Source organism: Fictibacillus sp. B-59209 (genome assembly GCF_036216745.1).
In the GTDB taxonomy this organism is placed as follows: Bacteria; Bacillota; Bacilli; order Bacillales; family Fictibacillaceae; genus Fictibacillus_C; species Fictibacillus_C marinisediminis.
In genome coordinates this window covers 13,743-27,002 of the sequence record NZ_JARMMC010000006.1, presented here as the reverse complement: position 1 = coordinate 27,002, position 13,260 = coordinate 13,743, and the positions used below count along the sequence as shown (strand labels likewise).

Here is a 13,260-nt window from a genome sequence, read left to right as displayed (position 1 = left end):
ATGTATTACATCCAGTGAATACACCATATGAAAGCGAGGGCATTATTCTATGAAAGCAACAGGCATTGTACGCCGTATTGATGACCTTGGCCGGGTTGTTATACCGAAAGAGATTCGCCGTACGCTCCGCATCAGAGAAGGAGATCCACTTGAAATTTTTGTGGACAGGGATGGCGAAGTGATATTAAAAAAATATTCACCGATCAATGAACTCGGTGATTTTGCAAAAGAATATGCTGAATCCTTGGCTGACAGTTCGGGACATTTAGTTCTCATCGCTGACCGTGATACTTTTATTGCGGTAGCTGGCGGATCAAAGAAAGACTATCTGAACAAAAGCATCGGCAAAATGATTGAATCATCAATGAACGACCGAAAATCACTGCTTGATTCCAAAGGAAGCGAAGTAGAGATCGTAGATGGAACGAAAGAGTCATCATCCTACGTTATTGCACCGATTGTAGCGAGCGGAGATCCGATTGGAGCCGTTGCTTTAATATCAAAAGAAGGCAAGAAAATCACAGAACTCGAGCAAAAGCTTGCAGAGACTGCAGCGGGCTTTCTTGCCAGACAAATGGAACACTAAAAGAAGGAAGCTGAGGCTCCTTCTTTTTTTCTGCTATTAACCAGGCGCTTCAGCTTTTCTTGATCCAGCTTCAGCCGCTAGAGACTCGACCACTTCGGTCTTTGTCAGAAAACAAAAAGCGTTTTATGCCAAAGACCTCCAGTGCATTTCGTCTCTAAACAGCGGCTTCAGCTTTTCTTGATCCGGCTTCAGCGCCTAGAGACTCGAACGCTTCGATCTCCCACCTCAACACAAAAAACGTGTTGCTGTGTGAGAACTCCAGCGCTTGTCGTCTCTAACCAGGCGCTTCAGCTTTTCTAACTATGCTATAATACTTATACTTTTATTCGATGCAGTGTTTAGGAGCAGGTATGGACGAACAATCGAAACGGATTTGGCATGGGGCATTTTTGTTGACCATCGCCATGTTTATCGTAAAAATTCTAAGTGTGGTTTACCGCATTCCTTATCAAAATATAACAGGCAATACGGGGTTTTATGTGTTTCAGCAGGTGTATCCGTTTTACGGCATCGCCTCAGCGTTTGCGCTGGCCGGGTTTCCTGTTGCTCTTTCCCGTCTTCTGTCTGAAAGGTCAGAAGGTCTTTTAGAAAAGGAGAGAGGCACGATCATCCGAAGTGCATTTACTGCATTTATTGCGGCGGGCTTGCTTCTTTTTCTTCTGTTGTTTTTTGCATCAGCCAAGATTGCAAGCTGGATGGGTGACCCGGGGCTTCAGCTTCCGATTCAGGCGACTTCGCTGATCTACTTGACCGTACCCTTTGTGGCCGTTTTCAGGGGAATCTTTCAAGGATTTGAACAAATGAAACCCACAGCTTTTTCCCAGGTGGCAGAACAGTTCATCCGGGTCGCCTGTATCATTGGGTTTTCCTATTATTTTATTTCACATGGCTATAATGTCTATATTGCTGGTGCGGGAGCTTCCGCTGGCTCTGCTGTCGGTTCTTTGGCAGGGCTACTCGTTTTAGTTCTCTATTTCTACCGATCCGGGAGCCGGAAGAAAAGCTGGATAGTGGGGTCCAAGCCATCAAGAAAGATAGGTTTTCAGCTCCTTTCAGCGGGGCTTCTATTATCATTGAGCTCAATGATTTTACTTTTATTCCAGCTGGCGGATGCGTTTACGTTCGTAAATCTTCTGCAGCAAAATGGGGTGACGCTAGGGGAGGCAAGAAGTTTAAAAGGGATCTTTGACAGGGCGCAGCCGCTCCTTCAGCTGGGTACGGTCATTGCAACATCCATTTCCCTTGCTGCTGTCCCAGCGGTGGCCGCGGCAAAAGTACGTTTGGACTCTGCCAGAATTCAAAAAATATGCGGTATCTCGATAAAGGCTGTTTTTATTATCGGTCTAGCCGCTTCGGCAGGCCTTGCCGTGATTATCGAGCCTGTAAACCGGATGCTTTTTGAGAGCGCGGAAGGATCCTTGGAAATCGCAGTCCTGGGTATCTCTATCCTGACCGTTTCCCTTTTCCTTGTATCCACCGGCCTTTTGCAGGGGATGGGTTACAGTACCTATCCTGTGATGAGTGTATCAGCTGCTTTTATTGTTAAAGTGGCAGGAAACCTTGCTATGATGCCGTTATGGGGTCCAATGGGAGCAAGTTTTGCCACTGTATTGGCATCCATTGCCGCAGCGGCAATAAATCTTATCATATTAGAAAGAACAACAGGCTTTGCTGCTGCTGAAAAATTTTATGGCATACGCATCGGCGGCGCTGCGGCTGTGATGTCGCTTACGGCATGGCTCATAAAATCAGGATTGGATCGTGTGATGACAGAATCCAGATCGGCGGATGCTGTCATTTCACTGGCTGCCAGTGCAGGCGGCGGGGTCGCTCTTTTTGTGGCACTCACAACAGCTAAAGTATTTAAGGTGGAAGATCTGGTCCGCATTCCTAAACTACAAAAATTACAGCATATGTTGAAACGCTGGAAAGAAAGAAGGAGTTAACATGCCTTATTCGATAACAATACTTGGACTGGGAGCAGGGGACCTGGATCAGCTCACTGTAGGAGTGTACCGGATGCTGCTTAAGGCAGAACATGTCTTTGTCCGTACAAATGATCATCCAGCTGTAGCTAAGCTGGAGCAGGAAGGCGTCAAGATGACTTTCTTTGATGACATCTATGAAAAACATGATGCTTTTGAAGATGTTTATCGTGAAATCACTTCTGTTTTATTCCAAAAGGCTTCTTCAGATCACATCATCTATGCCGTGCCAGGTCATCCGCTTGTTGCCGAGCAAACCGTTCAGCTGCTGCTGAAGGAAGCTGACAGCCGCGGCGTTGAAGTGAAAGTGGCGGGAGGCAAAAGTTTTCTGGATGAGATGTATACCGCTTTAAAAATTGACCCGATTGATGGATGTCAAATCTTGGACGGCACCAGCTTGAAGAAGGAACACATCCAGATCCGCAACCACCTCATCATCGTGCAGGTGTATGATGGATTCATCGCTTCAGAAGTAAAACTGACGTTAATGGAAAAGTATCCGGATGACTTTAAAGTTGCTGTTGTGACCGCTGCAGGAAGTGCCGAAGAATCCATTCAGTGGGTTCCCCTCTATGAACTGGATCGTTCTGTCACGCTCAATAATTTGACGGCCGTCTATGTTCCTCCCGTTGATAAAGAGGAAATGCTGTACCGGGATTTTGAGTATCTGCGGGGTATCATCAGAGAACTGCGCGGGCCGGACGGCTGTCCATGGGACAAGAAACAAACGCATGAATCGTTGAAAAAATATTTAATCGAAGAAGCCTATGAAGTGCTTGAAGCCATCGATGATGAAGATGATGAGCATCTAGCGGAGGAATTGGGGGACGTTCTCCTTCAAGTCTTGCTGCATGCCCAAATCGGTGAAGATGAAGGTTATTTTTCAATGGATGAAGTGATCTCGAGTCTGGCAGAAAAAATGATCAGGCGCCATCCTCATGTATTCGGTGACGTAGAAGCCGATACAGCGGATGAAGTGCTTCAAAATTGGGAGCAGATCAAATCTAAGGAAAAAGGAAATGAGCACCGCCGCTCGCTCCTTGATGGGGTAGCAAAAGGGCTTCCTGCAATGCACAAAGCTTATGATTATCAGAAAAAAGCGGCAAAGGCCGGTTTTGACTGGGATGAGGTCACGCCTATTTTAGATAAGTTAAGGGAAGAGTTCGATGAATGGAAGTCCGCAGAATCCGACGATGAGCGCCGTAAGGAATTTGGGGACATGCTGTTCACCATGGTGAACCTCGGACGTTTTTACGGCATCCATCCGGAAGAAGCACTGGCTCTGACGAATCAAAAGTTCTATGCCCGGTTCCGCTATATCGAAAATGAACTAAGCAAAGAAGGGCTAACTCCAGAGGAAGCCTCTCTGGAAAAGATGGACCAGCTCTGGAATCAGGCGAAAGAAAATTTGTAAAACCGGGAAGGAATCTGTTTTTTCTTAGAGAATATTGTTCGAGAGCAAGCAGAACCCTTAAGTTTTCTGGACTTTGCCCGAATCTTTTGAAAGAATGCTAAGGAGGTTTTTAAAAATGAACAGAAATGAACTAGTGACAAATATTGCTGAGAAATCAGGTTTAACCAAGAAAGACGTTGAAGTGGTAGTAAGTGGTCTTGTTGATGAGATTACAAATGCGTTGAAGAGCGGAGACAAAGTACAATTCGTAGGATTCGGAACGTTTGAAACAAGAGAGCGTTCAAGCCGTACAGGGCGCAACCCGCAAACTGGAGAAGAGATCAGCATCCCTGCCTCTACAGTTCCGGCTTTCCGTCCAGGGAACAAGTTAAAGGAAGCCGTAAAGTAAATGCGTCTTGATAAATTTCTTAAAGTCTCCCGTCTTATTAAAAGAAGGACGGTAGCAAAGGAAATTTCTGATCAAGGCCGCATCGCCATCAACGGCAAACAGGCCAAATCCTCTTCGGTTCTGAAAGCCGGTGACGAACTTTCTATCCGCTTCGGACAGAAACTCGTGACCGTTCGCGTAGACGAGCTAAAGGAGTTCACTAAAAAAGAGGAAGCTGGCCAAATGTATACCATCATCAATGAGGAATCACTTCAATCAACGGAAGAAGAGCCTAAGTTCTAGGCTCTTCTTTTATTTAGCTCTTGTTTTCAGCTTAAAACATTAATTTCATCCCTAGTCCTCGGAGGATGCGCTTTTCTTTGTTTAGTCCAAGTTCTAAAGTTGTCCCTCTTTTCATAAACATAAAGCGAAAGAGGGGGATTAGAATGGACCAATATCATAACTATGGCTCCTTAAATAATGCGAACCTTCCAGATCATGACGTGAAAATGGTTGGCCGGAAAAAACTTGAGATCACTGGTGTCAAACAGGTTGAAAGCTTTGATAACGAGGAGTTTCTACTGGAAACAACGATGGGCTTTCTTGCAATCCGGGGTACCAACCTGAAAATGAAGAATCTGGATGTGGAATCCGGCATGGTGTCCATAGAAGGGAAAGTATTTGACCTTGTTTATCTTGACCAGCAGAGCGGGGAAAAAACCAAAGGATTTTTCGGCAAGCTTTTCAAATGACCTTATCTGTACAATTCCAGACGATGCTGTCCATGGCAGCCATGGGAATATGGATCGGGATGGCGATTGATACGTATGGCCGTTTCGTCCATGAACGCCGAAAATGGTACTGGCTGCACTTTATCAATGACTTGATTTTCTGGCTTCTGCAGGCACTGATCGTCTTTTATGTTTTGCTTCATGTGAACCATGCCAATCTCCGTTTGTATATTTTTGCGGCTCTTTTGTGCGGCTTCAGTTTTTATAAAGCGTTGCTGCAAACAGGCTATAAACGTGTGCTGGAAGTAATGATCCGCATTGTCACACAATTGTTCCGCTTTTTCGTACGGCTTTTCTATGGACTTATCATAAAGCCTGTAAAATGGGTAATCTCTATCATTTTAGCTATAGGCATTTTGGCGGCAAGATGGGTTTGGGCCATTGTTTTCACGCTGCTCAAGATTGTTTTTTCTCCAATAAAATGGTTATTTAGACTGATTTTGCGTTTCATTCCTAAGCAAACATGGTATAATTTAAAAGGTAAATGGCTAAAAAAAGCAGGGATTCTTATTTCTCTGAAGAATACAGTCAAAAATTGGTTCCGCAAACAGGAGAAATAGGAGGGTGGGCATGGTCCAGTTTAATAAAGAGAAGATTACTGAATTAAATACGGGCTACGTTAAAGAACATCATCTCCAGCAAAAGATCGACGCGAAGAAGAAACGTGGTTTATATCGACGCCTGGCAGCTTTTATGGTGGTTTTTTCGTTTTTTGCCTTTATGCTGATCTCAACCATCACTTCCCAAATGGTCTCACTCGAGGATAAGGGGAAGCAAGAAAAACACCTGAAGGCCAAATTAGAGCAGACGAAAAATAAGAAGTCACAATTAAAAGATGAAGTGCATAAACTAAAAGACGTTGATTATATCGGGGAGATTGCAAGGCGTGATTACTTCATGTCAAAAAAGGGGGAGACCGTATTTAAAGTACCAGGGTCTTCGTCGGATTGACATCCCGAATTTTTCACATGTATAATAAAGTAAACTTATGAATACCTAAGGAGGAGCATTTTCTTCATGTCAATTGAAGTAGGCAGCAAGTTGCAAGGTAAGGTTACAGGAATTACTCATTTTGGGGCGTTTGTCGAGCTGCCAGGAGGAACAACCGGACTTGTGCACATTAGTGAAGTTGCAGACAATTATGTTAAGGACATTAACGACCACTTAAAAGTCGGTGATGAAGTCGAAGTTAAAGTCATGAATATCGAAAAAGACGGCAAAATCGGCTTGTCCATTAAAAAGGCGAAAGATAATCCTGCACCGGTGAGAAACAACTACGGAGCAAACAAAGGAAACTTTGGTGCACCGAAAAGCGGCGGATTCGGCCCGTCAAAAGGCGGATTCAATAAACAGCGCAAAGGTTCTCCTCGCGGCAATGGTGGTTTTAACACGGCTGTAACATTTGAAGATAAAATGAGTAAATTCTTAAAAGACAGTGAAGACCGTCTGGCAACATTGAAACGCCAAACAGAGTCAAAACGCGGCGGACGCGGAGCTCGCCGAGGCTAATAGGCTGCTGACTTGAATGCTCAAGCTTCACAACCTTATATAAATACAAAGACATCTCTCAAGGGATGTCTTTTCTTTTTGATTTTTTCATTGCTTTTGGGAGTGGTTGATTTCCGTTTCAGGATGCTCGCTTTCTGCGGGGCGTGCGGTGAGCCTCACCGGCGCCAGCGCCTACTTTCTCGACGCATGCGTCTGTGGGTCTCACCTGTCCCGCTGCTCCCGCAGGACAAGGAAAGCTTCGGCAGCGTTATATCGCACGAAGAAAATGTGAAATTCATTTTCGAGGAGTCTCGCACCTTACACTCCAATCAACCTATCAATGAAGCTTCTTTACAAGAAGGTCCCCAAAGCAACAATCTTTTAGAAAACAGCTTTTATTTTTAATCTTTTTTGAAAAACGTTGACAGGTGGTATGGATTCTTGTAATATACTACTTGTGTCTTTAACATGGCGGTGTAGCTCAGCTGGCTAGAGCGTACGGTTCATACCCGTGAGGTCGTGGGTTCGACTCCCTCCGCCGCTACCATGTTTTTCTACAAAAAAAATAAGACTGGCCCGTTGGTCAAGCGGTTAAGACACCGCCCTTTCACGGCGGTAACACGGGTTCGAATCCCGTACGGGTCACCAATTACATATAATTATCAACCCTGTATTTTTATAAAAAAATACAGGGTTTTTTGTATTTGTCCAAGACAATACAGATTTTTTGTATTTGTACGTCGAGAAGTTTTTTGAACATGCTCTAATCGTTTGACAAAAAATGTGAATTACCTGTGGGTATAATGATACACACAAAAACTATAGGGGTGGTGTGGAGGATGTATCAAAAGGCGGACAGAAATGTAATGGGACCTCTTCGGGTGATGGTGTGGTTTGAGAAGACGCAGAATCTTTCAATCGGCATGAGTAAACGCTTCATGCACAGGCTGGAAAGTGTGCTTTTAAACTGGAGACTGTTGTTGTTTGCTGTTGGTTTTTTACTTGGACGAGCTATGATTCTATCAGAGATAACACCTTTTGCCCTGCCGCTGATCGCTTCAGTATACATTTTGCGGAAGGAACGGACAGGTATTGCGATTCTTGCACTGGTGGCCGGTGCGCTGTCCCATATGCCCATCAACGCATTTTACATAATAACGGGAGTTGTCATTTATGCTGTTTATCAAAAGGCAGCTGACCTGATGACAAAGAACCGTGCCAGATGGGTGCCGGCCGTCGTATTCTTGACAAGCATAACGGCCAGGCTGGCGACCATCTTTCTTACGTCAGGAAACCCTCAAATCAGTGAGTACATGATGGGAGCTGTTGAAGCGGGCCTTTCACTCGTACTTACCTTGATCTTTTTGCAAAGTATTCCTCTATTGAACTTCAAACGAATTCCACAATCGTTAAAGAATGAAGAAATCATTTGTTTTATGATATTGCTGGCTTCTGTCATGACCGGGACCATCGGATGGGAAATTCACCATTATTCGGTTGAACATATCGTTTCAAGATATTTAGTTCTGATGTTCGCGTTTGTTGGCGGAGCGGCGATCGGCTCAACGGTCGGCGTCGTAACGGGGTTGATTTTAAGTTTGGCCAATGTAGGCAGCCTCTACCAAATGAGCTTGCTTGCTTTTGCGGGTCTCTTGGGAGGGCTGCTGAAAGAAGGGAAGCGGCTTGGTGTCGGTTTCGGCCTGTTAATCGGCACATTACTGATCGGTCTGTATGGCGAAGGAAATGTAGCCATTATGCAGACGATGATTGAGTCAGGTATTGCCATTGCTCTTTTTTTACTCACGCCGAATGCCGTGATTTCGAGCATTGCCCGCTATGTGCCGGGATCCCGGGAACATTCTAATGAACAGCAGCAGTATGTTAAAAAGATCAGAGACGTGACGGCGAACCGTGTAGAACAGTTTTCGTCAATGTTCCAGGCGCTGTCTCATTCCTTCTCTTCCTATGGAGAAGATGAATATGAAGAGAGCAACGACCGCGAAGTTGATTTGTTTTTAAGCAACATCACAGAAAAAACGTGCCAGACTTGTTTTAAGAAGGAACAGTGCTGGGCAGTTAATTTTACTAAAACGTATGAGATGATGTCCCAAATTATGTACGAGCAGGAGCAATATCAGGAAATAAAAGATCGGCGGCTTAAACTAGAATGGGAAAAGCATTGTGTGAAGCCTCAAAAGATTACAGATGCTATTTCGAAAGAGCTCTCTCAGTATCGGGCCAGCCAGAAGCTGAAGCAGCAGGTGCAGGAAAGCCGGAAGCTGGTTGCTAATCAGTTGCTTGGCGTATCGCAGGTGATGGGGGATTTTGCGAAGGAAATCCAACGAGAGCATGCCAACCATCAGGTGCAGGAGGAGCAGATTAAAGAGGCGATCCTGCATGCGGGCATTGAGCTGGGGCATATCGACGTATACAGCCTTGAAGCGTCCAATGTGGATATTGAATTGAGCCTCCCATATTGCCAGGGCACCGGGGAGTGTGAAAAAATCATTGCCCCTCTTTTATCAGATATCCTTCAGGAGACGATTGTTGTAAAAAAAGAGGAGTGCAGCTATTACCAGAACGGCAATTGCCATGTGTCGTTCGGATCGGCACGTGAGTTTATCATTGAAACAGGCATTGCTTCGGCGGCAAAGGGAGGAGCATGGCTATCCGGCGACTGCCATTCCACGATCGAGCTTGGCGGCGGAAAATATGCCATTGCGATTTCAGACGGCATGGGAAATGGAGAAAGGGCTTTTAAAGAGAGCAATGAAACACTGGAACTGCTTCAAAAGATATTAAAATCAGGAATCGATGAAGAAGTGGCTATCAAATCGGTCAACTCAGTTCTTTCTCTTCGCACGACAGATGAGATCTTTTCCACACTGGATCTCGCTATGATTGACCTGCAGGATGCTTCACTGAAATTTTTGAAGATCGGCTCATCACCAAGCTTTGTCAAACGCGGTGACCAGGTAAGAATGATTGAGGCAAGCAACCTTCCCATTGGAATCATTGAAGAGTTTGAAGTCGATGTGGTCAGTGAGCAGCTGAAGGCAGGGGACCTGCTCATCATGATGAGCGACGGAATCTATGAGGGGCCAAAGCATGTGGAGAACATTAATGCGTGGATGAAGCGGAAGATCAAAGAGATGGGGACAGACGATCCTCAGGCCATGGCAGACTTGCTTATGGAAGAGGTCATTCGCACAGGATCGAATTCGATTGAAGACGATATGACGGTGGTGGTAGCGAAAATAAACCGTAACATTCCGAAATGGGCATCCATACCTCATTTTCCGAAAATCAATATTAAACGCCCGAAAGCTCAATAATTTCAAAGAATAAAAGTATAAATCCCCTCATCGATGACAAGGATGATAACAGCAAATCATGATGAGAGGAGACGATTTATATGGACATAAAAAAAGGGACACTGCGCCAGGTGCTTCTAATCACAGATGGCTGCTCAAACCAGGGCGAGGATCCGGTTGCGATGGCGGCGCTTGCACGCGAACATGGCATTACGATAAATGTAATCGGCATTATGGAAGAGAACAGTCCTGAATACCTTCATAAAGGCTTGAAAGAAGTGGAGGATATATCCTTGTCAGGAGGTGGTGTGAGCCAGATCGTCTATACGGCACAGCTTTCCCAGACTGTTCAGATGGTCACGAGAAAAGGGATGGCACAAACGATTCATGGCGTCATCAACAGCGAACTTCAGCAGATTCTTGGGAAAGATTCGACTATCGAGGACCTTCCGCCAGAAAAACGGGGGGAAGTTATGGAAGTGGTAGATGATCTCGGGGAAACCATGGATCTGGAATTGCTTATTCTCGTAGATTCGTCCGGGAGCATGGAGAAGAAGCTGGCTACTGTACAGGAGTCGCTCATTGACTTATCCATATCCCTGAACTCAAGGATGGGCTACAATCAATTCGCTCTGTATGCATTTCCGGGCAAGAAGGATGATACAGAAAAGCTGATCGATTGGACCCCTCAGTTAAATTCGATCACGAGTGCGTTCAGCAAGCTTTCATCGGGAGGTATTACCCCGACCGGTCCGGCGATAAAAGCCGCGATCAATGAATTTACGAACAGGCGTTCAAAAAGGAGATTGATCACCGGTGATGAAGAAGAATACTTCGAAGGGTCAGGTTTTTAAGCTCAGGGCCGGTGAACTGGTTACCGGCAAATGGCACCGAAACGAGTATTCCATCATTAGAGAGCTGGGCTCAGGGGCTACAGGAACTGTGTATCTTGCTGCCGGAAGAAACGGCAAGGTCGCTGTTAAAACAGGCCATGACAGCATGGCGATTATTTCGGAAGTCAACGTGTTAAAACACTTTTCAAGGGTCCAAGGCAAAATCCTTGGGCCTTCTTTAATCGATGTGGATGACTATCTTCAAGGACAGCAGCAGATCCCCTTTTATGTGATGGAGTATTTAAAAGGAGATACATTGTTTCACTTCATGAAGAACCATAAAGAAGAATGGGCGGCCATCCTCCTCGTCCAGCTTCTCACGGATCTGCAGATGCTTCATCAGGCCGGGTGGGTATTCGGCGATTTAAAGCCCGACAACCTGCTCGTCGTAGGGCCTCCGCACCGCATTCGCTGGATCGATGTGGGAGGAACGACTCAAATTGGGCGGTCGATCAAGGAATATACAGAGTTTTTTGACAGGGGCTACTGGGGTCTTGGTACCCGGAAGGCTGAACCCTCCTATGACCTGTTCGCTGCAAGTATGATTATGATCAACCTGGCGTATCCCCAACGGTTTGATAAAAGGAAGGACGGGGGACAGCAGCTGAAGAACGCTGTCAAAAACAGCGCCATGCTGTCTCCCTTCCAATCTGTTCTCCTGAAAGGCTTGTATGGAAAATATAAAAGCGCCGAAGAGATGCGCAATGAAATGGTTTCCACCCTGAACAATAAGGGAAGAAGCAAAATGCCGGCCCAGCCTGTAAACGGACAGCGGTCAAGCAGACGGTCGGGACAGAGGATCATAAAGAAAAAGAGGAAAAGAGCGGTCATGTTCGAAACGGTTCTCTTGGGCTCATTTCTGTTTATCGTCTATCTGTTTTACCTTGTTAGCCAGTCCATGTAGCGGCAGTTTCAATTCTTTACAGGGACATCCTTGTTTTTGGTATACTACCCGAGAGGCTGTTCATGAAAAAATGGACGAAGGCAAGGTTGAGCCGCATAGGATAAGGAGAGAAGGGAATGCTTCAGGCAGTCGAACAATTTATTAAAAAGCATCAGCTGATTCAACGGGGACAGACAATCGTTGTTGGTGTATCAGGCGGCCCTGATTCCATGGCATTGCTTCATTATCTTTGGAACCGCAGAAAGGGGGATGAGCTGAACATTATTGCTGCCCATGCCGACCACATGCTGCGGGGCAGAGAGTCGGAAGAAGACCTTTTGTACGTGCAGTCCTACTGCCGAGAGCATGATATTCAGTTTGAGGGCAAACGTGTGGATGTCGCTTCCTATAAAAAGGAGAATCAAGTGACGAGCACTCAATTGGCTGCGAGAGAATGCCGGTATGCATTTTATGCTGAAGTCATGGCAAGGCATAATGCCGATTCACTCGCATTGGCTCACCATGGAGATGACCAGACGGAGACCATTCTGATGCGGATGACAAGGGGAAGCTCAGGAACCGCGCTTGGCGGTATGCAAGCGAAACGCTCTTTTGAAGGCCGATGTATTATTCGTCCTTTTTTAGGAATAACGAAGGACGAAATAGAGCATTATTGTAAAGTACATACGATTTTTCCGAGAAGGGATCCGAGCAATGAGGCGGATGACTATGTAAGAAACCGCTTCAGGCATCATGTGCTGCCTTTTCTTAAAGAAGAAAATCCGAATGTTCATCTTCGATTTCAGCAAATAAGTGAAACTTTTTATGAGGATGAAACGTATTTATTGGAACAGGCAAAAAGAAGCCTGGAAGCTGTTGTAACAGTGAAAAAGGCATCGTTGATTGAAGTTTCGGCTGCTAAATTTCTCAACATGCCTATTCCTTTACAAAAAAGGGCGATTACACTAATATTAAACTATCTATATAAGCAAACACCTTCATCTCTTTCCTCACTACATAAGGAAAGCTTTTTAACTTTGCTCGGAAGCGAACATCCATCTGGAAGGCTGGATTTCCCCCATGGTTTGCAGGTAATCCGTTCCTATGACCGGTGCAGGCTGGCGTTTGGGGAAGCCGAAAAGCAGGAAGGCTATCAAATGGAATTGAAAGTGCCAGGAACGCTCGAACTTCCTGTAGGTTTCATCACCGCTGAGTATAAAGAAGAGTATCCGGATGGAAAAAAGGGAAAAGATGTTTTTGTATGTGATGTTAAAAGTGTAAGTTTGCCAATCATTGCGAGGAGCCGCAAACCCGGTGACCGGATGGCCATTCAAGGGGTAGGCGGAACTCGGAAGGTCAAAGATATATTTATCGACCAAAAACTTGAGAGGGAGAAACGCGATGTATGGCCCGTCCTGCAAGATGGGAGGGGTAACATTATCTGGATTCCGGGTATAAAGCACGCCCTCGTTCCACACTCAAGCAAACCCAAGCAATGGTTAGTCTTACAGTTTCAAAATTTCTGCCAGGACGTCTAGG

At 45.5% G+C, this 13,260-nt stretch carries 14 protein-coding genes and 2 tRNA genes; all 16 read left to right on the top strand.

Translation table 11 applies throughout. The features are described from left to right. Positions 1-49 precede the first annotated feature (49 nt). The 16 genes from spoVT to tilS all read left to right on the top strand — a co-directional run bounded on the left by spoVT (position 50) and on the right by tilS (position 13,259). Complete coding sequence (gene spoVT / locus P4361_RS04775; protein ID WP_328088461.1) at positions 50-586, top strand: stage V sporulation protein T; 537 nt, start codon at positions 50-52, stop codon at positions 584-586. Positions 587-936: 350 nt separating this feature from the next. Beyond that, the gene (locus P4361_RS04770) at positions 937-2,532 is read left to right on the top strand and encodes a putative polysaccharide biosynthesis protein (protein WP_328088460.1); all 1,596 of its coding nucleotides are present in this window, start codon (positions 937-939) and stop codon (positions 2,530-2,532) included. Between the two features lies 1 nt (position 2,533). Next, positions 2,534-3,985 carry a nucleoside triphosphate pyrophosphohydrolase gene (mazG, locus tag P4361_RS04765; protein WP_328088459.1) on the top strand — a complete coding sequence of 484 codons (1,452 nt, stop codon included), beginning with the start codon at positions 2,534-2,536 and terminating at the stop codon, positions 3,983-3,985. A 115-nt stretch (positions 3,986-4,100) separates the two neighbouring features. Further along, on the top strand, positions 4,101-4,373 hold the full coding sequence (locus P4361_RS04760) for an HU family DNA-binding protein (RefSeq protein ID WP_053356253.1): 273 nt from the start codon (positions 4,101-4,103) through the stop codon (positions 4,371-4,373). Further along, positions 4,374-4,655: an RNA-binding S4 domain-containing protein gene (locus P4361_RS04755; protein WP_053356252.1), complete on the top strand. Its 282-nt coding sequence runs from the start codon at positions 4,374-4,376 to the stop codon at positions 4,653-4,655. It abuts the gene before it with no gap. Positions 4,656-4,798: 143 nt separating this feature from the next. Beyond that, entirely contained in the window at positions 4,799-5,104 is a 306-nt protein-coding gene (gene yabP / locus P4361_RS04750) for a sporulation protein YabP (protein ID WP_053356251.1), read from the top strand. After that, positions 5,101-5,703, top strand: a complete 603-nt coding sequence (yabQ, locus tag P4361_RS04745) for a spore cortex biosynthesis protein YabQ (RefSeq protein WP_328088458.1) — start codon at positions 5,101-5,103, stop codon at positions 5,701-5,703. The genes yabP and yabQ overlap by 4 nt, the downstream gene beginning before the upstream one ends. Before the next feature lie 10 nt (positions 5,704-5,713). Further along, positions 5,714-6,094, top strand: a complete 381-nt coding sequence (locus P4361_RS04740; RefSeq protein ID WP_062240335.1) for an FtsB family cell division protein — start codon at positions 5,714-5,716, stop codon at positions 6,092-6,094. 66 nt (positions 6,095-6,160) lie between these two features. After that, positions 6,161-6,652: a S1 domain-containing RNA-binding protein gene (locus tag P4361_RS04735; protein WP_328088457.1), complete on the top strand. Its 492-nt coding sequence runs from the start codon at positions 6,161-6,163 to the stop codon at positions 6,650-6,652. Between the two features lie 78 nt (positions 6,653-6,730). Continuing rightward, positions 6,731-7,036: a hypothetical protein gene (locus tag P4361_RS04730; protein ID WP_328088456.1), complete on the top strand. Its 306-nt coding sequence runs from the start codon at positions 6,731-6,733 to the stop codon at positions 7,034-7,036. 65 nt (positions 7,037-7,101) lie between these two features. After that, positions 7,102-7,178, top strand: a tRNA-Met gene (locus P4361_RS04725). Between the two features lie 26 nt (positions 7,179-7,204). After that, positions 7,205-7,279: transfer RNA gene (locus P4361_RS04720), tRNA-Glu, on the top strand. A gap of 191 nt (positions 7,280-7,470) precedes the next feature. Further along, positions 7,471-9,966, top strand: a complete 2,496-nt coding sequence (spoIIE, locus tag P4361_RS04715; RefSeq protein ID WP_328088455.1) for a stage II sporulation protein E — start codon at positions 7,471-7,473, stop codon at positions 9,964-9,966. Positions 9,967-10,052: 86 nt separating this feature from the next. Beyond that, entirely contained in the window at positions 10,053-10,799 is a 747-nt protein-coding gene (locus P4361_RS04710; RefSeq protein ID WP_053358408.1) for a VWA domain-containing protein, read from the top strand. Further along, positions 10,765-11,742 carry a serine/threonine protein kinase gene (locus P4361_RS04705; protein ID WP_328088473.1) on the top strand — a complete coding sequence of 326 codons (978 nt, stop codon included), beginning with the start codon at positions 10,765-10,767 and terminating at the stop codon, positions 11,740-11,742. Before P4361_RS04710 ends, P4361_RS04705 begins: the two co-directional genes overlap by 35 nt. A 116-nt stretch (positions 11,743-11,858) precedes the next feature. After that, positions 11,859-13,259 (top strand): tRNA lysidine(34) synthetase TilS, encoded by a 1,401-nt coding sequence (tilS, locus tag P4361_RS04700; protein WP_328088454.1) that lies wholly within the window; start codon positions 11,859-11,861, stop codon positions 13,257-13,259. The last annotated feature ends 1 nt before the right edge of the window (position 13,260 follow it).